Genomic DNA, 23,709 nt, shown 5'->3' with positions numbered 1-23,709 from the left:
ATCGCTATCTCGCTGAATACCCTGGATAAATAGCGTTTCAAACAGGCAGGAGACTGTCATGGACGACCTGAAAGTTCGCATCATCTCTAACAACGCGGAATGAGATTTCAGCCCTGCCCACCGAATATTTGCGAAGGCCATCTCTATCGATTGGGATCCGGTCAACCAACGGCGGCCGGAATGGAATGCGCGTTGGAGCAAGACGATCGAGCGGTAGGCCTCTTCGGTTAACGCCTGCAAAAAAAAGCACAAGCAAAAGGCCCGTAGCGTGGATCGCACTCAAAAGATGAAACAAGTCCTTACTCTGAACACCCAGTGCGGGCCGCGTGGGGGCGACGCATTGGAGTGGCAGTGGTCAGAGTAGGATAAGATGCCTGTAAATCAGGCTCGCCATGAGTAGCCCCGCATGACAGATAACAGTCGGAACACCACCCGTCTGATCAAGAAGTACCCGAATCGCCGTCTATATGACACGCACACCAGCAGTCATTTGACCCTTGCGGATATACGCCAATTGGTCGTCGATAAAATCCCGTTCGAGGTGGTCGACGCCAAGACCGGCGAGGATCTGACCCGAAGTATTTTGCTGCAGGTCATTCTGGAAGCCGAAAGTGGCGGTGAGCCGATATTCTCCAGTGAGATGCTCATGGGGATTATCCAGTTCTACGGTCCCTACCAGAGTGTCCTCGGCAGCTACCTGGATAAAAGCATCCAGACGGTCATCGACATCCAGTCCCAGACCGGAGCTCAGTCCTCTGAAGCCTGGAGTGAGTTCATGCACCAGCAAGCACCGGTCATGCAGGATTTGATGCGCCAGTATGTCGACCAGTCGAAAGCCCTCTACCTGAACACTCAGAACCTCTTCGGCCTGTTCGGCGGCATGCCACCAGGCAAGCCGGGTGCCGGTGGCGGGACGAAAAAAAATGGCGATGGGGAGTAAACCCATCGCCATCCGTTCAACCGCTCTAATGTGACTTACTTGCTGCCGCTTGTGGCCTTGGCACCTGGAGCGGCTTTGCCGGCTGCTGCGGTCGCTGCCTCAAAACCGCTCTGGGCAACGTCAGCAGCCTGTTTTACGGCTTTCTGTGCGCTTTCAAAAACGGTACCGGCATTCGCCAGCGACGACTTGAATGCGGCCACAACAGGCTCGGAGCCAGCCGGTGCATTCTTGCTGATCACGTCAACGAACTCTTGCACCTGCTGGGTGCCCGCCTCGACCTGACGCGAGGCCAGCTTGGTGATTTCCGAGTGAGTGCCGACAATCAACGCTTGCACTTGGCGATTGAACTCAGCCAGGCGTTCGGCTTGCACATTTGGCTGGGTGAAAGAAGCCTGGAGCTCAGCGAACCCTTGTGGATCACGGACTGCCAGCAGCTTGCGAAAGACCTCGAACTGCTCCTCGGTGGAGGCCTGCAGCGTCTTGAACTGCAATTGGCTGAGCTGTTCAACACTGGAGAAGATTTTGCCGCTGATTTGCTGCAGGAGGTCTAGGTTGGCTTTCTGAGCGTCTTGCAATTTTTCCGAGTTGAAAAAAGACATGCTTGAATCTCCTGATTCTGAAAGGCCGGCATAGGCCTGAGGACGCGATAGCGATCCTGCCGGTCATCGCGCTAGATTTAATATTGCAGCGCACAATTTTTTTTGGCAATGGTTTTTTGTGCAGTGCACAAAAGTTTTTCCACCACGGCTGATATTCGCTATAGACTCCTGACATCAAGCGGACAGCCTGAGTCTCATTCATCAATGAGCCGCAGGCCGCTGCTTCGCATGCATAACCTCAGGAGATCACCATGGGCCAGGAAGATATTATTGCATCGCAATATAAAAAACCCTTCTCTCAACGCGGCCTGTTCGAACACCTGAGCCATCTGCAGCGCCTCAATACGCTGAACATCCTTGATGCTTTGCGCCAGCGTCAGGAAAAAACCTTCGCGCCGCTGAAGCAGGGTCAACTCAGACAACCTACGCCCGCTGAATGGCAGGAATATGTCAGCGACCTTGGCCAACGCTGCCTGCTGTTCTGGGACACCCTGCGCCAGCGCGGCGACAATACGCTGGCCCATGAACGCGCCGGGTATCCGCTGCTGCTCAAGTTCGATCATGAAACCCTGATCGCAGGCGCCGACCTCCCGCGCCCGGTCAACTATTCACTGCTGCGAATCCTCCTGGGTCCCGAGCAAAAAATCGACAGCAATGGCCAGCCGGTGATCATCATTGACCCACGCGGCGGCCATGGCTCGGGAATCGGTGGCTTCAAACAGGATTCGGTATTAGGCGAAAGCCTCAGAGCCGGCCACCCCACTTATTTCATCTCTTTCAGCCACTCACCACAGCCTGGGCAAACCCTGGCCGATATCGTCGAAGCCCAGGCCCGGTTCATCGAGGTCGTCAGCGCCCTTCACCCAACCAACAGCAAGCCGATCATTATCGGCAACTGCCAGGCCGGCTGGGCCTTAATGGGATTGGCGGCAACACGGCCGGAACTGCCGGGATTGATCATTATCAATGGTGCCCCCTTGTCGTACTGGGCCGGTGTCAATGGACGCAATCCGATGCGTTACACCGGTGGCCTGCTGGGTGGTGGCTGGATGGCTCGCCTGGGCAGCGACTTGGGCAATAACCGTTTCGACGGCACCTGGCTGGTCAGCAATTTCGAAAACCTGGACCCGGCCAACACCTATTGGGGCAAGTACTACCAGTTGTTCAGCCAGATCGACAGTGAGGCTGCGCGCTTTCTCGACTTCGAACGCTGGTGGGGCAGCCCGACCCTGCTCAACGGCGAAGAGATCGAGATGATTGTCGATGACCTTTTCATCGGCAACCAATTGTCCGGCGGCCTTGGCCGCAAGAGCTCCGGTATTGACCTGAAACGGATCGAAGTACCGGTGGTGGTGTTCTGCTCCTACGGCGACAACATCACCCCTCCCCAGCAAGCGTTGAACTGGATCGCCGATGTCTATCCCAGCGATCTCGCCTTGCATGATGCAGGACGTACCATCGTCTACCTGCGACACGCCAGCATCGGCCATTTGGGCATCTTTGTTTCCGGTAAGGTGGCTCGACGTGAACACCGTGGATTGCTCGGTGCGGTCGAAGCCATCAACGCGCTGCCGGCAGGGCTATACGAAATGCTGATCGACGATCTGCCGGCCCCCTCAGGCAGCGGTGACGTGCAATACAGCGTGAGTTTCGAATCAAGGCGAATCGCTGATATCCATAATGACGTCGAGCCAGCCCGTGATGACGATCGCGAATTCTCTCTGGTGGAGCATGCCTCTGAAATCAACAGCGAGTTTTACGACGGGTTCATACGCCCGTGGCTGCGTCAGGTCGTCAACGAGCCCATTGCCGAACTGATACGCAGGACGCACCCCTTCCATCAGCAGCAATTACTATGGAGCAGCCTGAATCCGGCGCTGTGGTGGTTAGCCGGGGCCGCCTCCCAAGTGAGCAGCGATCGTCGTCCCGCACGCCAGGACAACCCGCTGCTGGCGTGGCAGGAGCTGTTCTCCAACCAGATACAAGACGCCCTGAATGCTTATCGCGATGTGCGTGACGCCACTCAGGAGCTGTGTTTTTACGGTATCTACGGCGCACTGGGTGCCCTCACCGGAAACAGTCCGGTGCGAAATCTCCAGGCACATGCCGACCAGCAGGACCAGGCCCTGATCGAACGCCTGCAGGATGCGCTGCCCCATGGCGGCCCCCTGGAAGCGTTGGTGCGGATTCTGTTTTTGCTGGGCCGCGACAGCGACAAGGCAGGCAAGGAAAGCATAGAGAAACTGATCCAGCAGGTGCACTTGCTGGTCCAGGACTACAGCACTGAGCCCACAGCCCTGCGCGAAGCCATCCGATTGCAGAACCTGCTGGTTTTTGCCCACCCGCAAGAAAGCTTGCGCAGCCTGCCCTTGTTGCTAACCGAGGCCAAGGAACGCCAACAGGTACTGACAGCCGTTGGGCAATTAATGCCTGAGTTGCTCTCGACTGCGGGAACCGAAGGCGAATTCTGGCGTGAACTGCACACGCTGCTCGAAGTCCCCCTACCCGCTCCCGCCATCGTCGTTAAAGCCCCAAAGCGCAAAGCAACAAAAGGTCCAAAGCCTCAATGACCCGCCATAGGGATTAGCGGTGTATCCGTTCGGCGTAGGCGCTGGCGAAGCCTGCAATTTTATGGTCTCTGCGCAGACCGACAGAGTTCATGGCTCGGACCGGCACCGGCACGGCCTCGACTTTCTCGAGCGCAAACAACGACTCATCGGTTCGATACTGACCGGGGGGCATGCCGAACCAACGGGTGCATGCCTTATGGAAGCTGCTGTGATCATGAAAGCCGAGCAGATACGTCACATGCTTCATGTTGAGACGAGAATGGCGCAAATAGAAGTCGGCCAACTGCCGGCGCACATCGTTCAGGACATCCTTGAATTGCGTGCCATCCTTCTCAAGGCCTCGCTGAAGCGTTCGTTTGCTGACGTTCAGTGCCGCCGCAATCGATTCCATATCACATTGCCCTTGGCCCTGCCCCTGGCTCAAGCGCTCGATAATCAGCGCGCGAATCCTGCCAACAATAGAGCAGCCGGACAACTGGTCCAGTTGAGCCTCGGCAAAACTGTCATGGAGTACGGCGAGCGCCTCGTTGGCCATACTCAAAGGACTCAGAAGCTCCTCGCCATCGAACAGGATGCTGTCATAAGCCGCCCCGAAACGCAGCGGGCAGCCAAAAAGCCGCTGATGCTCCGACGTATCTTCAGGCTCGGGATAAGCGAACTCTACACTCAACGGCTGCGGCGACTTGCCACCCGCCAGCCAGCGGCAGAAACCCAGCAGCGAAGCCAGGCCTGCATCCGTATATTGCCGGGGTTTGACCGAGCCACGTTGCTGATGATCGAGGCTGGCCAGACGGAAATGTTGCTGCTCCTGAACAAAGAAAAGGCTGAATCCGGTACTTATCAACGGGCTGAAACGAACCAGGCGTTCGAGCGCCCTCTTCAGATTCGAACTGGACATCATCGTGTAGCCCACGATCTGAAAAACGCCGGGGTGGAAACTCCCGTAGGCTTTCAAACCGATGTTCGGATCATCCGAGGCCTGAGCAGCCAGATCCCAAAGACGATAGATAACGCTTCGCTCGCAGTATGCTCCAGGTTTATTCACGAACTCGACGTCCAGTCCCGCCTCCTGGCACAGACCGGTAACGTCCAGTCCTTGAGCCAAAAGCGTATTCGCCAGCATGCCTGCATAACCTGAACTCATTCTATACATAGCGCCCTCAATAACCTGTGGAACCGAACATCCTGTCCGGAGCCGATATTGACCTACGCTGAACATATTTCAGCCATGTTTCACGAATATTAATTATCCGTTCCGTTTCAAGTATTGATCCCAGTATAGGTACTCCTCATTTTTTGCAAGCCGTCTAAAACGCCTGTGTGGCACCGATGGACACGAATACGTCACCTACCAACACTTCCGCACGAACCGTTGATATCGAACAATCTTCGCTCCTGCAGCGCAAAAAAAAGGAAGTTGAAATATGGAGTTGCGTAGTCGTATTGCGGTAGTAACAGGTGGTATGGGCGGCATTGGTACAGCCATCAGCCAACGTCTGTACAAGGAAGGCTTCAAAGTCATTGTCGGCTGCAGCGCCAACTCCAGCCGCAAGGATGACTGGATGGCAACACAGCTTGCAGCAGGCTATCAATTCGAATGCGTCGAAACCGATATCACCGATTGGGAATCGACCCGCAAGGCCTTTGAGATGGTGCGCGAACACTTCGGGCCGATCGACGTACTCGTCAACAATGCGGGCATTACTCGTGACGCGTCCTTCCGCAAGCTCACCCCGGAAGACTGGAACGCGGTGATCGGAACCAACCTGAACAGTTTGTTCAACACCTCCAAGCAAGTCATCGAAGGCATGCTCTCCAAGGGTTGGGGGCGGATCATCAACATCTCATCGATCAACGGCCAGCGTGGCCAGTTCGGTCAGACCAACTATTCGGCCGCCAAGGCTGGCATCCATGGTTTCACCATGGCACTGGCCCGGGAAGTTTCCGGCAAGGGCGTGACCGTCAACACCGTCTCCCCAGGCTACATCCAGACCGACATGACTGCGGCAATCCGCAAGGACATTCTGGACGGCATGATTGCCGGCATTCCGGTGGGTCGCCTTGGCCAACCCGAAGAGATCGCCTCGATCGTGGCCTGGCTGGCCTCCGATGAGTCCGCCTACAGCACCGGTGCCGACTTCTCGGTAAACGGCGGCATGAACATGCAGTAAGCCCAACCAGGGCATGAATGCCCTGGTGTGTTCGACGAATTTTGTCTTTTCAATGAGGTCACGCATGAACGAAGTCGTAATCGTTGCCGCTACTCGTACCGCCATCGGCAGTTTCCAGGGTGCTTTGTCTGCAATTCCCGCGACCGAACTGGGTGCCGCAGTGATTCGCCGCTTGCTGGAGCAGACGGGTATCGATGCTGCTCAAATTGATGAAGTGATCCTCGGCCAGGTACTCACTGCCGGCGCTGGGCAAAACCCGGCCCGCCAGACAGCGATCAAGGCCGGCTTGCCACACACCACGCCTGCCCTGACCTTGAACAAGGTCTGCGGCTCGGGTCTCAAGGCGGTCCATCTCGCCGTCCAGGCAATCCGTTGCGGCGACGCGGAACTGGTGATAGCTGGAGGTCAGGAAAACATGAGTCTGGCTCCCTACGTTCTGCCCAAGGCACGCACGGGTCTGCGCATGGGTCATGCGCAACTGCAAGACAGCATGATCCAGGATGGCCTGTGGGATGCCTTCAACGACTACCACATGGGTATCACCGCTGAGAATCTGGCGCAAAAGTACGAGATCTCTCGTGAAGCGCAGGATGCCTTCGCCGCCGCCTCGCAACAGAAGGCCGCCGCTGCCATTGAGGGCGGGCGATTCCAGAGCGAAATCACCCCGATCCTGATTCCTCAGCGTAAGGGCGAACCGCTGGTCTTCGACACTGACGAACAGCCGCGTATCGACAGTACTGCGCAAGCCTTGGCCAAACTCAAACCGGCATTCCAGAAAGACGGCAGCGTGACCGCCGGCAATGCTTCGACCCTCAACGATGGCGCCGCCGTACTGTTGCTGGCCAGCGCCGCTAAAGCACAAGCGCTGGGCCTTCCGGTACTGGCACGGATCAAAGCCTATGCCAGCGCCGGTGTGGACCCGTCGATCATGGGCATCGGCCCGGTCCCGGCTACGCGTCTGACCCTGCAAAAGGCTGGCTGGAACGTCGAGGACCTGGACCTGATCGAAGCCAATGAAGCCTTCGCCGCCCAGGCGCTGGCGGTTGGCAAAGAGTTGGGTTGGGACACCAGCAAGGTCAACGTCAACGGCGGCGCGATCGCCCTTGGCCATCCGATCGGCGCGTCAGGGGCACGGATTCTGGTGTCGCTGGTGCACGAACTGATCCGTCGCGACGGCAAGAAGGGTCTGGCCACTTTGTGCATCGGTGGCGGACAAGGCGTCGGCCTGGCTATCGAGCGCTAACCAACGGCATTTGAGTAGCCAATGCGCGGAACTGGGACCTGGGACCTTGTTCCGCGCATCAGGCTGGCGTCAAACAAAACCGCCTGCATTCCTGCCGTCGCTGCGCCGGAGTCCGGCAAAGCGCGGCTTTTTTCTGCCCGGCTCATCGGTATGGGCAAGGAACTTTAATGGACAACAACGCGCATACATTCAAGACCTATTGGTCAGGCCAGGTTCCGTTCATCGCATCCTTGGCAGTGCAACAATTGCGCCTATGGGTCAGCACTAATCCCTGGTTTTCCGGACATGAGCACAGCGCCTGGTTCGAGCTGCCTCGCGAAACGCTGGACAGCCTTCAAGCGGACTACCAGGTTGAATGGGGTCAACTCGGCCAAAAACTGCTGACCGGCCAATCCTTCAGCTTCGATGATCGACGTTTCGCCAGCGGCAACTGGAGCGAGCCACTGTTCGGCTCCCTCGCTGCGTTTTACCTGCTCAACTCCAGCTTTCTCCTGAAACTGCTCGACAAGCTGCTGATCGACGATAAGAAACCGCGCCAACGCCTGCGCTATCTGGTGGAGCAAGCCATTGCCGCCAGTGCGCCAAGCAATTTTCTGGTCAGTAACCCTGATGCGCTCCAGCGTGCGGTTGAGACAAAAGGTGCCAGCCTGATCACCGGTCTGCAGCATCTGGCCAGCGACATGAACGAAGGCAAAATGCGCCAGTGTGATAGCGGTGCCTTCAAGGTTGGCGTCGATCTGGCCAACACTCCGGGCGAAATCGTCTTCGAAAATCACCTCTTCCAGCTCATTCAGTACTACCCGCAAAGCGAGACCCAGTACCGACATCCGGTATTCGTCGTACCGCCGTCGATCAACAAGTACTACATTCTTGATCTGCGCCCGGACAACTCGATGGTCCGCCATCTGCTGGAAAAGGGACATCCCGTATTCCTGATGTCCTGGCGCAACTTTGATGAGGAACACGCGGGCACCACCTGGGATGACCTGATTGAGCATGGGGTCATCGACGCCCTGCAAGTGACCCGTGAGATCAGTGGCGAACAGCGACTCAATTGCGTGGGTTTCTGCATCGGCGGCACCCTGTTGAGCACGGCGCTGGCCGTACTGGCTGCACGCGGTGATCGAGAGATTGCCAGCGTGAGCCTGTTGACCACGTTCCTTGACTACCTGGATACCGGTCCCATCGACATTTTCGTCGACGAAGAGCTGGTGGCCTATCGAGAGCGCACCATCGGCGGCATGAATGGCCCTATCGGCCTGTTTCGTGGCGAGGACATGGGCAATACCTTCTCCCTGCTGCGCCCCAACGACTTGTGGTGGAACTACAACGTCGACAAATACCTCAAGGGTCAGAAGCCGATTCCACTTGATTTGCTGTTCTGGAATAACGACAGCACCAACCTTCCGGGCCCGATGTACTGCTGGTACCTGCGCCACACCTATCTGCAGAACGATTTGAAATCAGGTGAGCTTGAGTGCTGTGGGGTCAAACTGGATTTGCGTGCAATCGACGCTCCCGCCTACATCCTCGCCACCCATGACGATCACATCGTGCCCTGGAAAAGCGCCTACGCCAGTACCAACCTGCTCTCCGGGACCAAGCGCTTTGTACTGGGCGCTTCCGGGCATATCGCCGGTGTCATCAATCCACCCGCCAAGCAGAAGCGCCATTACTGGACCAACAATCGGGTCACGAAAAACCCGGAGACCTGGTTCAAGAATGCCGAGCAGCAACCCGGTAGCTGGTGGAACGATTGGTTCAACTGGCTGGCGGGACACTCCGGCGAGCGCCAACCCGCGGTTGCGCACACCGGGAATGACAAATACCCGCCTCTGGAGCCGGCGCCAGGCAGTTATGTAAAGCAATGAAAGGCTGCGGTGGGCCAGAGCGCGACACATCATTTATTTGGGTACTAAGGAGAGACGACCCGTGAGCACCCCGTTCCGCATCAACGAAGCACTTTTGATTGCCGGCCACGCATTCAAACCGTTTCAATGTGTCGCTTGGGCTCCGCAAGACGGTAATGGCGAATTGAGCCTGAGTGTCATCGACCAGGCCAACACGCGTATTTGTCGCAAACTGATTCCAAGCAGTGCCTATTCCGACCCGACGCAGCTGGAACGCCTGCTGGAGGAGGTGCGCACCGAGTTGAGCCAGGAGGGTTACACGCTGCAATCCTGGACAATGCCAGGTTAAGCATTCTCGCGGATCGCCAACGCTGATCCACCTGATACCAGAGCAGTAATCCTGCACCGCTGAACGCTTCGCCTGCCCCGTGTGCTTTCCCATGGAACACCCCATCGGTTATGTCTAACCTTTGGGGTGCAGTCCAAATTCAGATGGACACCATCGCCTTTGGCGTCGGGGGTCAGGAAGGCGTGAAGAATGCGGCGTGACATCTGGTTTTTGCATCAGCATTAAAACAACGAGCTGATAAACCCAATCGCGACGATCGAATAGAAGGCTGCGCAGATCATCCCGAACGATTTTCGCGTTCGAGTGAAAAACGGTTCAGCCGAATGGGCTGAAAACGCCAACGCGTAAGTACTGAAGATCAGGAACCCGAGTACGGCACAACCGGCCACCAGGACAAAACTGGCCCAGGCGGGTGCATTCGCGCTAAGCCCGACCGTGGTCACGGTGAACCAGGTCAAGGCGGCTTTTGGGTTGGTGAGGTGAATACCCAGTCCTTGTAAATAATACCCAATGTTCCTGGTCTGTTTGGAGCGAGCTCGAGCAACCGTGGTGGCATTGTGTGCCAGTGCACCGCGAATCGACTTGTAGGCCAGAAAGAACAAATAGCAGGCGCCAAGGACTTTCAGCCAGACCAGAATCTGCGTGTAGGAAAGCAGCAACGCCGATACCCCAGCCGCGGTCATTGCCCCCCAGCACAGCGAACCGGAAATGACCCCCGCCGCCAACGCCAGCCCAGGCGTACGCCCAAAGTTCAGGGAGGTATTGGCAATCGCCAGGTTACCCGGACCGGGGCTGGCGGTGCCGATGACATAGACCGCCAGCGCGGCTCCGAAGCTCGAAAGATCAAACATATGACGGTCTCTTATCAGTCGCACCAACGCGCGCAATGCACACCCTTCAGGCCGCTATCGGCCTGAAGCCCCCCCCAAAAAAGCACTTATTTGAAGCAACGATGATCGGGCTCCTGGGCGCGAATTTTTTCCATCCAGGGTTTCAGCTCGGATTGCTTGTACAGCCGTTCGCCCCAGCGCTCCGGTGAAACCGGCAACGACCGCCCTTGCAGGATGTAATCGGTGAGCAGATGAATAAACTGCTGCAAGCAATACGCGCCCACATGCAAACGGAGCGAAGACGCTGTCTCGGCCGGAGCAACGTTAAAGCGCGCGACATGGATGATCTCCCCGCTGTCGACCGAAGGCGCCAGGTGATGGCAAGTCGAACCGTAGGTTTCATCGTTGTAGTAAATCGCATAGTGCTGGCTGCCCAGCCCACGGTATTTAGGCGGGGCTGGGTGCAAGTTGATCGCGCCCTTGCGGGCGTTCTTATAAATACTTTCCGGGAAGATAAAGTCGCCGCGATAGGAAATGATCCAATCGCCTTCCCAGTCATCCAGGTGATAGGGATAAGGATCGCCGGGATCCCAGCAGAACACTTCAAGGTTGGAAAACACGGTTTTGGCGAACTCGACTCCGTGATCGCACCAGTCCATGGTGCACACCGAAAGGAGGACTTTGTCCTTGCATGGCTCAATCATCTGCATCTTCTATTCCCCATCAACGAGTAATAACGGTGAAACCGGCAAGCGCTGAACGACAGTCGCGAACGTGCTCGCGCCTGCGCAAAAAGGGCGAACCGTCATTGACCGACGGCCCTTACAACTGCACTGAAACGTTCGACCATCTCGGCGACTTCGGCCTCGCTGGAAATAAAGGGCGGCGCAAACAGCACATGATTGCCGTGAGTGCCATCGACGGTTCCACTGCCGGGATAGATCAGCAGACCGCGCTTCAAGGCTTCCTGCTTGAGGGCGGCTGCATACGCCCCGCCACCACGAAACGGCTCTTTACCCGTGCGGGTTTCGACGAATTCGAGGCCGACAAACAAACCACGGCCCCGCACATCGCCAACGGTATCAACGTCAGCCAGGCTTTCTCTGAGCCAACTGCGCAATTGTTCGCCACGGGTGCGAACCGTTGCCAACAGGTTTTCTTCAGCGATGACCTTCTGTACTTCCAAAGCAATCGCGCACGCCAGCGGATGGTTGACATGGGTTTGGCCGTTGCCCAGCACCCCGGACCCCTGGGCCATGACCGAATGCACCCGGTCGCTAACCAGCAACGCTGAAATGGGTATGTAACCGGCCGCAAGCCCCTTGCCCACGGCCACCATGTCCGGCACGATCCCGTCATCGGCATAGGCGTACATCTGGCCGGTACGGCCCATGCCCGCCATCACTTCATCGAGGATCAGCAGAACGTCGTGACGCTCGCAGACCTCCTTGATTTTGCGAAAGTAGCCGGGGACGGGAGGAACCGCCCCGTTGGTCGAGCCAACAACGGTTTCAGCGAAGAACGCGGCGACATTTTCGCTGCCCAGCGCGTTGATTTTGTCGTCCATCTCCTGGGCCAGACGCGTGGCGTACTGCTCTTCGCTCTCGCCTACACGTAGTTCGCGATAGGCATAACACGGCGAAACAAATTCAGCGGGCGGCAACAGTGGCCCGAACACCGACTGGCGTTGGGCATTCCCGGAAATACTCAGGGTGCCCAAGGTGCTGCCGTGATAGCTCTGGCGCCGCGAAATGAACGTCGACTTGGTGGGCAAGCCACGCTCACATTGATATTGGTAGGCGATTTTCATCGCCAACTCCATGACCTCCGAACCGCCCGACAGAAACTGCGCCCGCGCCAAGCCACCGGAAGCGTCCACCAACTGTTCAGCCAGCTCTTCGGCGGCTGCCGTGGTGAAACTGCCGGCATGGGCCCAAGCGAGCTTTTTCGCTTCTCGCTCGAAAGCCGCCACGATACGCGGATGCGCATGCCCAAGGCTCGACACCGCTACACCACCACAGGTATCAAGGTAACGCTTGCCTGAAACATCTTCGAGCCAGACACCGGTCCCCTTGACGGCGAGGATCGGTGAGATATTCAGGTTTTTGTAAATGACCTTTGACATGGGCGTGAGTCCTTGGGCTGTTGGGGCTATTTTCCCTTTGCCGGATGATCCCATGCCGTCGGGGCCTGGTGAAAATTCCGGCCAAAACGCGATGAATGAAAGACCGAGCGGGTCAGTCCAATGGGCAGCAGTACAACGATGAACATAAGAAACGCGAGGAATCTGAGCACGAAAAAAATCTCCTTATTGTTAAAGGTGAACATCAATCCAGCGGGATTTCGCTGCGCCAGTCGACTTCTTCAACGAACGCTGGCTGACCAGGACGCTCAAGCACGAAACGGCCGAGCACCAGCACGTCCATTTCCGTACGCATGAAGCAGGCATAAGCTTCTTGCGGCTTGCACACGATGGGTTCGCCACGCACGTTGAACGAAGTGTTAACCAACACTGAACAACCGGTACGCGCTTTGAAACTACGCAGCAGATAAGTGAACGGTGCGTTATTTTCTTCGGTCACGGTTTGCACCCGAGCCGATAAGTCGACGTGAGTCACCGCCGGCAACTGCGAGCGAATATTGTTGATGCTGCCCAACCCACGCGCGGGACCGCCCTCTTTGAGCGAAGTCTCGGATTTGATCGAGTCGGTCACCGGCGCGACCATCAACATGTACGGGCTACTTTCACAGATATCGAAATAGGTCTTGGCGTCTTCAGCCAGGACCGCTGGCGCAAATGGCCGGAACGATTCGCGGTACTTGATCTTCAGGTTCATGGTGCGCTGCATCTCGGGGTTGCGTGCATCGCCGAGAATCGAACGTGCGCCCAAGGCCCGCGGACCAAATTCCATACGCCCCTGGAACCAGCCGACTACCGCACCGTCAGCCAGACGGCTGGCGACCTGGTCATACAGCTGGGCATCGTCGTAGCGAGTGTAGGGGTAGTTGTTTTCGCGCAGGAACGCTTCGATCTCTTCGTCGCCAAATCCTGGCCCCAGCAGGCTACCGCTCATGGCGTCAGTCTTGCTCCCGGTCAGGTGTGGGCGCCCGGTACGCTTGACCGAATAATCCATCGCCGCACCCAGCGCGCAACCGGCATCGCCGGCCGCCGGCTGGATCCAGATCGAGTCGAAACGCCCGGAACGGCTGAGCACGCCGTTGGCCACGCAATTTAACGCCACGCCTCCGGCCAGGCACAGATTACGTTTACCGGTCTGCTTGACCGCAGCGGTCGCCAACCCCAGCACCACCTCTTCCGTGACTTTTTGGACCGAAGCCGCGAGGTCGCACTCACGCTGGGAAATCGGGCTTTCCGGTTTACGGATCGGCCCACCGAACAGCTCTTCAAAGGCCTCGCCCACCATGCGCTCGCCGCGCAGGTATTCGAAGTACTTCATGTTCAGGGTGAAGGAGCCGTCAGGACGGATATTAATCAGCTCATCGCGAATCTTGTCGGCGTAGATCGGCTGACCGTAAGGCGCCAGGCCCATCAGTTTGTATTCGCCGGAATCGACCTTGAAGCCGCAGTAATAGGTCATCGCCGAATAGAACAGACCCACCGAATGCGGGTACGAAATCGAGTTCTTCAGCTCAAGCCTGGAGCCCTCGCCCTGCCAGATAGTGGTCGAGTGCCATTCGCCGATTCCGTCAATGCACAGTACCGCGGCGTTCTCGAACGGCGACGGGTAGAACGCCGCAGCGGCGTGGGAGCGATGGTGCTGGGACGCCTGGGTGCGCGGGGCTTTGCCTCGCTCCAGCTCTTCGAGTTTTTCATCGACGAACTTGAGTACGTTCCACTTCCAACGAATCCATTCCGGCATCGCATTGATGAACGTTCGCGCGCCACCGATGCCGCCACTGGCAAAGGAGGAAATGACCCGTGAGAACTTCTCCTGGGGGTCTTCGTAATAGACCACGGCCTCCAGGTCATCCAGGGTAATACCCTCGGCATCCAGGCAATACTGAATCGCCTGGGCCGGAAATGCCGCGTCGTGTCGCACGCGGGTGAAACGCTCTTCCTGGGCAGCTGCAACCGGGACGCCATCTTTCACCAAGGCGGCAGCACTGTCGTGATAGAAGGCAGAGATCCCTAATACATAAATAGCCATTTAAACGTGCATCCTCTTAGCATCATGCCAATACATGGAATCCCTTTCGCCAGACGCATCTACTGGCTTCTCGGTAACTCTTGCTTTTATAAATACCTTCAAGACCACCACTCGCCGAACGGCAAGCTTTTCAATACCGGTATCAATGACGCCACCAGCACCAGGCTCATGGTGATATTGAACACCTTCAAACGCTGCGGGTGAGTCAAGAAGCGCCGCAGGTATTGCCCAAAAAACACCCAAACCATCGAACACGGCGAGCCGAACAAAAAGAACAGCAGCGCGATCAGCAAAATCTGAAAACCGTAGGCATCGACCGGCGAGGTATACGTCAGCACCGCACCCACCGCCATCACCCAGGCCTTGGGGTTGATCCACTGAAACAATGCCGCATGGGTGAAGCCCAAGGGCTTTCCAGACTTGTCGTCAAGGTCCACTGTCGGCGCGCTGGCGATCTGGTAGGCCAGGTACAACAGGTACAGCGCACCCACCACCTGCAATACATCGTGAAGCCTGGGGTACTGTTGAAAAATCGCCCCGGCCCCCACCCCGACGGCAATCAGCATCAGTGGAAAACCGATGTTGATCCCCGCCACATGGCGCATCGTGCGCCCGATGCCAAAGTTCGCTCCCGACGACATCAACATGACGTTGTTAGGCCCCGGCGTGACGCAGGTGGCGATGACAAACAAAATGATCGAGTAGTAATCCAGGGTTTGCATCGTCACACCCTTATCAACGGTAATCTTCCAGCGTCCCGCGCCGACGGATGTCGAGCGACACACAATGGAAACCACCACTCAAACTACGAGCATGGCGCATCTTCAATGGCGCCACGTCGACACCCTGTTTTCCAACGCGCGGATCAACGGAACCTGCTGGTCATTGATCACCGCCAGTGACGGGTTGACTCGATAAATGGAATCGGCCAATTGCGGCTTGGGTGCCGAGATCCAGTTGGCGCCGCTGGCGAAATAGTCCTGCACATGCTTGCGATAGGCGAAGGGTTCGAAATACCGGCTACGCAAGGCCATCGGTGCTTCGATGAGGGTCTGGCCGATCGGCAGAATGTCCTCTTGATCGGTGTGGTGCTCGCTATAGTCGAGGGCGAATAAGCCCTTATCAGGCAGTGGCACCCGCGCGCCAGTGGCGATGCCAACAACCATCTCTTCGAGGGGATCCCACTCGTTGTGCACATTGACCAGAGACATGTGTAGCTCCTTGTTGTTTTTATTAGCCGGTTATTAGCCGGCCACTTCCACCAATGTCTTGCGGGTGATTGGCAAATGGTGGAAGAGCTGTTGCGAAGAGGCCTGGCGTCCGGCACGCGGCAACACCCTCCCGGCGGACCCGACCCCCAACCGGCGCAACACCGAAGCCCACTTGCCCGGCATCGGTGCCAGGGATTCATAGCCCACCCGCACCCGCTGCCAATGCTCGGCCAACGACTGCGCACCGCCTGCGGCAATCTTGCGCATGTAGGCGTCAATCGCATCGGCGGCCCAGGCCGAGTGCCCGGTGGAGACGTTGTCGATGGTGTTGTGCAAGTCCACAAAGGCCGTGCTGAAACCGTAATGGCGCAGGAAACGCCGCGCCAAACGGTAACTGCCACCCACGCCAGATAATTCCATCGCCAGGTTCATGCCGAGCGTCTCCGGCATAAACGTCACCGGCAATTTGCCCAGGCACAGCCAATACACCGGCAAGCGGAACGAGTCCTCGTCCAGACGCGGGTCCTGGGCAAACTCACGACTGCCGGTCGGCGCCAACTCGTGCCCCATCTGACGTAAACCGTCGCGATAAATCTTTGGATGATTCAACGCGTAAACGCCGTTGCCCAGTTCATCCCAATAGGTTTGAAACAGCGCATAGCCAATAGGCGAGGACGCCAGGTCAAGGTCGGTGAAACCCTGCAACCAAGCGCCGTCGATTAACGTCAGGGGCGCCAACTGTAGGGTCGACTCGACAATTTCTTCACGGGTCGGCAGTTGTTCTGGATCGCTTTCATCGAACTGCTCGCCGTTCTGGTCATGTTTGTCCAGCAACCAAGAGCGCAACACGTTCACGCCCCAGTACTCAGGTAGCGGACGCCCGGAAGTCTCCAGCGAACGGCTTGAGCGCTCCAGCCAACGTGTCACGTAGGCGTGGGCAAAGGCTTGGGTGGTTGGCCCGAGCGCGCGCCCCTGCAAGATAAAATAGGCCTCGCGCAGGCTTTTCGGCCAGTGACCGAGAGACGTATGGCGGGTCTCGGCCAGGGAGCGGATAACGCTTGCATCGGTAGGGTTGATGATCGACTGTCGAGGTAAGGGTTCGCTATGTGCTGCTTGGGGCAGCCAGTCGATCCATTTACGAATCACACTCAGGTCGGCGTCGCTGAAGATTCGGAACATACGCCCGGTCGGCGCAACCAGGCTGGTGACCAAAATACTTTTTTGCGCATTGCCGGGCACGATCAAACGGCTGCGTGACAGGACGTCCAACAGCGGCAGCGGATCGGTTTGCGCATCCTTGAGCCACTCGGAAAGGCTACGTCCTTCCACCAGGTAATTCTGGTGATAAACCGCACCAACCCGAGCCAGCCGCTGGATCAGTTGCGCCATCGCATGCTGCGGTGACGAGGCTACCAGTACCGCGTTGTAGAGCTGGGCATTCCAGCGCCGCAGCGCCGAGAACAACCAGGTGGCACCCCGGATCAGCTCGGTGTGCCGGGCTTCGCCTTGAACGGCGACTTGATTGCTGATCCACTGCGCGGTCGCCAGCGGCGAGGTCTCGTCCAGCCCCCCGAACGGCTCGTTCAAATCCAGCCGCCGGATGTCCAACGGCAGGCTTTCAATCTGCCCCAAGACGGCCCAGCCAGGGCAAAGGCCAACCGTACGCAGCGCCCAATCAATGCCGCAAAGCACATCGCCAAACTCATCGCTGCGACGGCTGAGGGCCAGCAACAGCGCCGGCAACTCAAAGGCCTCATCGCTTAAGTCGGGTAACATCGAAAGTTCGAAAGGCGCTACCGCATAGGACTTCAGCTCCAGCTGACCAAGCAGCGCCTTGAAGTGATCGGCGCGTGAGGCCCGGGGGCGGCCCACGCCGACGTCATGAGCAAACAGCTGCATGATTTTCAGCTGTGCATTGTCTTCGAAGACCCCGGGCGCACTCATGCCTTGCAGCCAGCAACCCAGAATCGACGCCATCGGCGCCGAGTAAATAGCCAGCGCTTGGGCAAATTCCTTGGCATTTCCGTGTTGCGCAGCGGCAGCGGCCACGGCGCTATAGGCCGCGCCCTGTTCGACCCGCCAGCGGTCGATCTGTTGCGCCAGCTCCGACAAGCCAGGACTGGCTTCACCGGTAGCCGACGCGCACGCCTGCATCAGGCTTTTGAGATACACGTCATCCAGGAAGCTTTCGGGACTGATCGCCGAGCGATACAGCTGGCGCCACACATCCCCTGCCCTTGCGTGAATTGAAACCGAGCCATCCATTGCCAACATCCTGTTCAGTGCAAGTGACGTTATCAAGCGAACGTCAGAACATCGGATAAATGGAGGAATCGGGCTTTTTCTTCTTTTTACCGAAGAGGCGTTGGATAAATTTTTTGATCGATTTCATCACAGTTTCCTTTTAGTGAGTGGCATCAAGAATGAGCTTTGAAACGAGGTCATTGCCTTTGTCGGTGAAGTGAATCCGGTCGACGAACTGCCAGTCATCCGGGCCTAGCGCTTCGGCCAGCAACGGCGTGATATCGACAAAGCCCACACCCATTTTGTGCGCCCCTTCGCGCAACTGTGCGGCATAGGCTTCACGCACACGGGTCTGCAAAATATCGCCATACATCTCAGTGAAATTTCCGGCCTGGTCCAGTTCGGCAAACAGTTGCTCCTCTTCACTGCAACCTTTTGCCCGAATCCAGCCGGCCAGCGGTTGCAAAATGAAGGTCAGCTTCGCGCCCATATCCTTGGCCAGGGCGCGCCAGATATCCAATTGTTGCAGCGTCAGGTTGGCCGCGTAGTCGATCTGCTCTCCCATCGACGGCGGAGCCGGTGGCTCTGGCTCCTGGGTCTTGCCGAACAGGTTGGTCAGGCTCCACGAGCTGTGCGTTGGCTGCTCGGGCGCGAATGCACTGAAGAACTGATGGCAGTTGAAAAAGGCCCCGTGCTCACCGCGGTACTCCTTTGGCTGGCGTGCCAAGCCGAGGTTGTTGAACCCGGAAAACAGCACGATCTCATCCACCTTTGGCAGCAGGTGGCGGTTAAGCGTGAAGAGCATCAGTTCTTGGGTTGAGTTGAAACTGCGACCGCCGAAGTTCAGCCAGCGTTGACCGCGCGGATCGTTCGCCGACAGGCGCGAAGACAAGGTGCAGCTGTCGGAACTGGCACCAATACCGAATACCGTAGAACTGCCAGCCAACAAGCGAACACTGCCGCTTTTGTCGCAATCAGCCGCCGAATACTCGACACCCAGAGATTCAGAGTAGCGAAAGCCCACACTGTCAGTGTTGACCACCGGCGAGCGGTGGTTGGCCGGATGGAAATACATCAAATACGGTAACCAGCGGACTTCGCCGCCGTCAGTAAACTTTTGCTCGTATTCAGCCATCTGCGGAGTGAGTGTCATCCTTGCCGTCATACCGCCTTCATCCTCATCAGTAATCGCTGATCATGTGCCGGAAGCGTTCTAAGCCGCTGCCAGACGTCTGAATTTGTAGGATTTTTCCCAAAACACGGGGTGCCGCCCTGGAATGTTGCGACTAGCGTCTCTACTGAACATTTCTGCACCCCAGAAGAACTATCATCCCAAGGTGTCTGTGTGTATTGCAGATACAGCGCCGGCTATTTTTTTTAATACAGTTGGCTTTTTTTGGAGAAAAATATTTCAAAATAAGTCCAATCTGTAGCTTCTTAAGCTACAGATGACACGCTACAGTCAAATCCATGACTCTCTATCTGAACCTCGCCGAATTCATCAGCAGCCGCATCGAGCAGGGCCTTTATGGGCCAGGCGAGCGCCTGCCCTCTGTGCGTACGCTAAGCCAGGAACACGGCGTCAGCCTGACCACCGTGCAACAGGCCTATCGCGTACTTGAATCTTCGGGGCTGGCGATACCGCGCCCCAAGTCCGGTTACTTCGTGCCGACTGACCGACGCATGCCGGAACTGCCGCAGATGGGCCGCCCGACCTTGCGGCCGGTGGACATTTCCCAGTGGGACATGGTGCAGGAGCTGATGCGTTTCGAACAAAGCGCCAGCGTCGTGCAGCTGGGTTGCGGCATGCCGGATGTCACCGCCCCTACCCTCAAGCCGCTGCTCACCGCCATGGCACGCATCAACCGGCGCAGCGACAGCCAGAGCCTGCAATACAACCACCTCCAAGGGGTGCCGGTCCTGCGCGAACAAATCGCCCGGCTGGCCATCGACTCCGGCTGCCGCCTGATCCCGGCCGAGATCATCGTCACCAGCGGTTGCCAGGAAGCCCTGTCAACCGCCATCCGGGCGATTTGCGTGCCGGGCGACATCATTGCCATCGCCTCGCCGAGCTACCACGGGATGATGCAAATCCTCAATGCCACCGGTTTGAAGGCCCTGGAGATTCCCACCGATCCAGTGACCGGCATCAACCTGGAAGCCCTGGAAATGGCCCTCGAACAGTGGCCGATCAAAGCCATCCAGGTGACCGCCAACTGCAACAATCCGCTGGGCTACATCATGCCCGACGACCGCAAGCGCACTCTGATCCGCCTGGCCCAACGCTTCGATGTGCCGATCATTGAAGACGACATCTATGGCGACCTGTCCCATCGTTATCCACGGCCGCGCACGCTGAAGTCCTTTGATGAAGACAACCGCGTGCTGCTCTGCAGTTCATTTTCCAAGACCCTGGCGCCTGGCCTGCGCGTCGGCTGGATTGCACCGGGGCGCTACCTGCAACAAGCGCTGTACATGAAATACATCGGCTCCGGCACCACCGCGACCCAGCCACAACTAGCCGTCGCCGAATTCATCGCCAAGGGTAACTACCTGCTGCATCTACGACGCATGCGCAAGCAATACAAACGCAACGGCGACCTGATGACCGAATGGGTCAGTCGTTACTTCCCGGCAGGCACCCGCGTCAGCCAGCCGCAGGGCGGCTTTACCTTGTGGGTCGAACTGCCGGAAGATTTCGACACCTATTCCCTCAACCGCCTGCTCGAAGCCCAAGACGTACAAGTCGCCAACGGCAACATCTTTTCGGCGGCCGGCAAATACCGCAACTGCATTCGGCTCAACTTCGCCAACGCACCTAATCGAAAAATCGAAATGGCCGTGAGCAAGGTCGGCCAGACCATCAGCCAACTGATACACCTGGATTCAGGTTTCGGGCCTCCGGCACCCAACGCTTAGCGTTAAACAGACCGCATAGCATCGAAGACGAGGCGGAATCTCCGACAAAACGGCTTTCGCAGCGGAGAGCGCGGGTCGTTGGGCAGCGAGTTTTTTGGCGGTAATGCAGGGGTGACGATCATCGAAGAGATCGAACATCTGCGGCATGGGGTCGACGTTTTTGGAGAGTCTGGTCCTTTGTGCCCGCGGGTATCCAGATCGGGTTTGGATGATCTCGAACGCTGGCTTGTCAGTACGCTCAATAGACTGAGCGAGAGGGTGGGGGAACAGAAACACACCTTCTACCAAGGTGCCTCTCAAGCTCATTAGGGTCGTTACGAAAACTCGCCGAGCGGCGATCAAGCAAGTTTCCTACAGAGCCTATGGGGAGTGGTACGACCTGCGGGACGAGGGCTGCGCGCCCTTGATGGCAACGACCGGGACACGTAGTTCGGGTTGTGTGATGTCATAGACCTGCAGTTCACACCCTTCCCCCCGATCTACGAAGACAAACTCCGCCAGATAGACCTTTTGCTTCTCGGGAATAAAGGTACTTGTGATCGGCCCACAGGCGTAATACGACGAGACGGTCGGATTGGCGGTTACCTTTTTCTCAAACTTGTTCTTCGACGAGTTGAATACATAGTCTTCGTTGTAAAGCGTCCGGTAACCCGGTGCCGGAATCTGACTACTAATCGTCGATGACCCGCCCACCTGCAAAATCTGGCCGGGATCGGCCTGTATTTCCAGCTGGGGGAAATGCTTGGAGACCGCGCTGCTGAGACGACTGAACCAGCCGCCGACTTTATTGCGAAACGGTTTGACTACTGTCCCCAGATGATCGGGACGTGTATCCGGGTCGTTACCTCGGACCACTTCAAAATCTACTGGGTTGGCCGTATCGCCTGATGCCTGCATGATCACTTTGGCATGTCGATCATCTACGGTGACCTTCTTCTGCTCCAGCATGATGCCATCTGTCCAGAGTGTCGGCGCAGAGCTACGAAAGTCGGAACCGCAGCCGCACAACCCCAAAAATAGAACCGTCGTGACAACTGTCTTCACTGCGCTTCCCTGCGTTGAACTGCCGATGAGCTTCCAGGTAAGTAGCTCTTCCTGAAAGCAATAACAAAACGCCACTATTGCGCAGAACCATAACCAAAGGGAACCGCTGAAGCACGGGAATTTCACCCTCGTTTATTGGAAACTCCAAAGCCTTCTCGTCAGAGCCTGCTTTTTACGCACCGAAATAGAGCGCCAGTCCCATAGCGGTCCCATATCGCCTTTTTTCAGACGCCAAAAACCACAAACCCCCGACTTTCTCTAGGAAAATCAGGGGTTTGCGCTTTCAGAATTTGGCGGTGAAGGAGAGATTCGAACTCTCGATACAATTTCTTGTATACACACTTTCCAGGCGTGCTCCTTAAGCCACTCGGACACTTCACCGTATCTCTTCAAACATGTTCTGTCTGTCGAGGCGCGCTAATGTAGTCGAAAGCTTTTCCGATGGCAAATATTTTTTTCAGAATTTTCATGCGGTTAAGCGATTTACGAGTTCGGGCGGGTTTGGAGGCATGGCAAACCTGCCAATCTTCGGCCGGGTGAATGTTTCTATATAGAGGGCAATGCGCGGTACGTATGGCCGGCTACGCTGGGCGGGCGTGAATTGGCTGACTGGCCGGTCAGTCATGGCGCTTTACCTGGCCTACGACGGTGGGTAACGTCTGCCCCACTTCAATACAAGGAATAGCGTCATGAGTGAGTTGATTTCCTACCACCTCGAAGACGGTATCGCGACCCTGACCTTGAGCAATGGCAAGGTCAATGCCATCTCGCCGGACGTGATTGCCGCGTTTAATGCTGCGCTGGATCAGGCGGTGACGGATCGCGCGGTGGTGATCATCACCGGTCAGCCAGGCATTCTGTCGGGCGGTTATGACTTGAAGGTGATGACGGCCGGCCCTAAAGAAGCCGTGAGCCTGGTGACTGCCGGTTCGACCCTCGCCCGTCGTCTGTTGTCGCACCCCTTCCCGGTGATCGTCGCGTGCCCAGGGCATGCGGTAGCCAAGGGCGCATTCATTCTGTTGTCGGCCGATTACCGGATTGGTGTCGACGGTCCGTTCAGCATTGGCCTGAACGAAGTGCAGATTGGCATGACCATGCACCACGCCGGCATCGAGCTGGCTCGTGATCGTCTGCGCAAGTCGGCGTTCCACCGCTCGGTGATCAACGCCGAGATGTTCGATCCGCAGGGCGCTGTGGATGCTGGCTTCCTCGACAAGGTCGTTTCTGCCGAAGAACTGCAAGGTGCAGCACTGGCCATGGCGCGTCAGTTGAAAAAGATCAACATGACCGCGCACAAGAACACCAAGCTCAAAGTACGCAAGGCCCTGCTGGAGACCCTGGACAACGCGATCATCCAGGATCAGGAACACTTGGTTTAATCCCGAAAGCGCTACAACGAAAAGCCCGACCGCCGAGTCGGGCTTTTTCTTGGCTGATCTGTTTACAGTCCTTCAGCCGCTCTACTCCGCATCTGACGCTATCAGTCTGAAACATGCGCTTAAACATCGCCTATCTCCTACCTCTATAGCAGCAATTGCCGAAAACAGTGCACATCCGTACACTGCGCCAC

General features: G+C 57.2%; 19 protein-coding genes and 1 tRNA gene. 8 read left to right on the top strand and 12 right to left on the bottom strand.

Annotated features, from left to right (window positions below; genetic code table 11):
• Positions 1 to 406: 406 nt before the first annotated feature.
• Positions 407 to 940 carry a polyhydroxyalkanoate synthesis repressor PhaR gene (gene phaR, locus AABM55_RS09565; protein ID WP_347929408.1) on the top strand — a complete coding sequence of 178 codons (534 nt, stop codon included), beginning with the start codon at positions 407 to 409 and terminating at the stop codon, positions 938 to 940.
• Between the two features lie 35 nt (positions 941 to 975).
• Here the strand turns inward: phaR and phaP are convergent, their stop codons facing one another.
• Positions 976 to 1,539: a TIGR01841 family phasin gene (gene phaP, locus AABM55_RS09560; RefSeq protein WP_054593289.1), complete on the bottom strand. Its 564-nt coding sequence runs from the start codon at positions 1,537 to 1,539 to the stop codon at positions 976 to 978.
• A gap of 251 nt (positions 1,540 to 1,790) precedes the next feature.
• Between phaP and AABM55_RS09555 the strand changes: the two genes are divergently transcribed.
• A complete protein-coding gene (locus AABM55_RS09555; RefSeq protein WP_347929407.1) occupies positions 1,791 to 4,109 on the top strand; it encodes a DUF3141 domain-containing protein in 2,319 nt (772 codons plus the stop codon).
• A 13-nt stretch (positions 4,110 to 4,122) separates the two neighbouring features.
• Here the strand turns inward: AABM55_RS09555 and AABM55_RS09550 are convergent, their stop codons facing one another.
• Positions 4,123 to 5,262 (bottom strand): AraC family transcriptional regulator, encoded by a 1,140-nt coding sequence (locus AABM55_RS09550; RefSeq protein ID WP_347929406.1) that lies wholly within the window; start codon positions 5,260 to 5,262, stop codon positions 4,123 to 4,125.
• A gap of 271 nt (positions 5,263 to 5,533) precedes the next feature.
• On the opposite strand from AABM55_RS09550, the gene phbB reads away from it, so the two are divergent.
• The 4 genes from phbB to AABM55_RS09530 all read left to right on the top strand — a co-directional run bounded on the left by phbB (position 5,534) and on the right by AABM55_RS09530 (position 9,722).
• Positions 5,534 to 6,280, top strand: a complete 747-nt coding sequence (gene phbB, locus AABM55_RS09545) for an acetoacetyl-CoA reductase (protein ID WP_347929405.1) — start codon at positions 5,534 to 5,536, stop codon at positions 6,278 to 6,280.
• 64 nt (positions 6,281 to 6,344) lie between these two features.
• Entirely contained in the window at positions 6,345 to 7,523 is a 1,179-nt protein-coding gene (locus AABM55_RS09540; protein WP_103315398.1) for an acetyl-CoA C-acetyltransferase, read from the top strand.
• A 167-nt stretch (positions 7,524 to 7,690) separates the two neighbouring features.
• A complete protein-coding gene (gene phaC / locus AABM55_RS09535) occupies positions 7,691 to 9,394 on the top strand; it encodes a class I poly(R)-hydroxyalkanoic acid synthase (RefSeq protein ID WP_347929404.1) in 1,704 nt (567 codons plus the stop codon).
• Between the two features lie 61 nt (positions 9,395 to 9,455).
• Complete coding sequence (locus AABM55_RS09530) at positions 9,456 to 9,722, top strand: hypothetical protein (protein WP_054593295.1); 267 nt, start codon at positions 9,456 to 9,458, stop codon at positions 9,720 to 9,722.
• Between the two features lie 221 nt (positions 9,723 to 9,943).
• Here the strand turns inward: AABM55_RS09530 and AABM55_RS09525 are convergent, their stop codons facing one another.
• From AABM55_RS09525 to AABM55_RS09490, 8 genes are all read right to left on the bottom strand, one after another.
• Positions 9,944 to 10,573 (bottom strand): LysE family translocator, encoded by a 630-nt coding sequence (locus tag AABM55_RS09525; protein ID WP_347929403.1) that lies wholly within the window; start codon positions 10,571 to 10,573, stop codon positions 9,944 to 9,946.
• Between the two features lie 86 nt (positions 10,574 to 10,659).
• Positions 10,660 to 11,262, bottom strand: a complete 603-nt coding sequence (locus tag AABM55_RS09520) for a formyltransferase family protein (protein ID WP_103315401.1) — start codon at positions 11,260 to 11,262, stop codon at positions 10,660 to 10,662.
• 95 nt (positions 11,263 to 11,357) lie between these two features.
• A complete protein-coding gene (locus AABM55_RS09515; RefSeq protein ID WP_347929402.1) occupies positions 11,358 to 12,677 on the bottom strand; it encodes an aspartate aminotransferase family protein in 1,320 nt (439 codons plus the stop codon).
• A gap of 202 nt (positions 12,678 to 12,879) precedes the next feature.
• Positions 12,880 to 14,721 (bottom strand): carbamoyltransferase, encoded by a 1,842-nt coding sequence (locus tag AABM55_RS09510; protein WP_054593299.1) that lies wholly within the window; start codon positions 14,719 to 14,721, stop codon positions 12,880 to 12,882.
• A 98-nt stretch (positions 14,722 to 14,819) separates the two neighbouring features.
• Positions 14,820 to 15,443 carry a LysE family translocator gene (locus AABM55_RS09505; protein WP_054593300.1) on the bottom strand — a complete coding sequence of 208 codons (624 nt, stop codon included), beginning with the start codon at positions 15,441 to 15,443 and terminating at the stop codon, positions 14,820 to 14,822.
• Between the two features lie 102 nt (positions 15,444 to 15,545).
• Entirely contained in the window at positions 15,546 to 15,932 is a 387-nt protein-coding gene (locus tag AABM55_RS09500) for a hypothetical protein (RefSeq protein ID WP_054593301.1), read from the bottom strand.
• A 33-nt stretch (positions 15,933 to 15,965) separates the two neighbouring features.
• Positions 15,966 to 18,197, bottom strand: a complete 2,232-nt coding sequence (locus AABM55_RS09495; RefSeq protein WP_347929401.1) for an iron-containing redox enzyme family protein — start codon at positions 18,195 to 18,197, stop codon at positions 15,966 to 15,968.
• 139 nt (positions 18,198 to 18,336) lie between these two features.
• Positions 18,337 to 19,341, bottom strand: a complete 1,005-nt coding sequence (locus AABM55_RS09490; protein ID WP_103315406.1) for an SGNH/GDSL hydrolase family protein — start codon at positions 19,339 to 19,341, stop codon at positions 18,337 to 18,339.
• Positions 19,342 to 19,646: 305 nt separating this feature from the next.
• Here AABM55_RS09490 and AABM55_RS09485 point away from each other — a divergent pair, with 305 nt between their 5' ends.
• Entirely contained in the window at positions 19,647 to 21,095 is a 1,449-nt protein-coding gene (locus AABM55_RS09485; protein ID WP_347929400.1) for a PLP-dependent aminotransferase family protein, read from the top strand.
• Positions 21,096 to 21,455: 360 nt separating this feature from the next.
• Here AABM55_RS09485 and AABM55_RS09480 read toward each other — a convergent pair whose 3' ends face one another.
• Both AABM55_RS09480 and AABM55_RS09475 read right to left on the bottom strand, forming a co-directional pair.
• A complete protein-coding gene (locus AABM55_RS09480) occupies positions 21,456 to 22,139 on the bottom strand; it encodes a hypothetical protein (protein ID WP_347929399.1) in 684 nt (227 codons plus the stop codon).
• Positions 22,140 to 22,430: 291 nt separating this feature from the next.
• A tRNA-Ser gene (locus tag AABM55_RS09475) sits at positions 22,431 to 22,520 on the bottom strand.
• Positions 22,521 to 22,828: 308 nt separating this feature from the next.
• Between AABM55_RS09475 and AABM55_RS09470 the strand changes: the two genes are divergently transcribed.
• Positions 22,829 to 23,518 (top strand): crotonase/enoyl-CoA hydratase family protein, encoded by a 690-nt coding sequence (locus AABM55_RS09470; protein ID WP_054593306.1) that lies wholly within the window; start codon positions 22,829 to 22,831, stop codon positions 23,516 to 23,518.
• Positions 23,519 to 23,709 lie beyond the last annotated feature (191 nt).

The sequence above is a fragment of the Pseudomonas helvetica genome (genome assembly GCF_039908645.1).
GTDB lineage: Bacteria > Pseudomonadota > Gammaproteobacteria > Pseudomonadales > Pseudomonadaceae > Aquipseudomonas > Aquipseudomonas helvetica.
The sequence above is the reverse complement of the archived record's forward strand: the minus strand, read 5'-3'. Positions and strand labels throughout refer to the sequence as shown.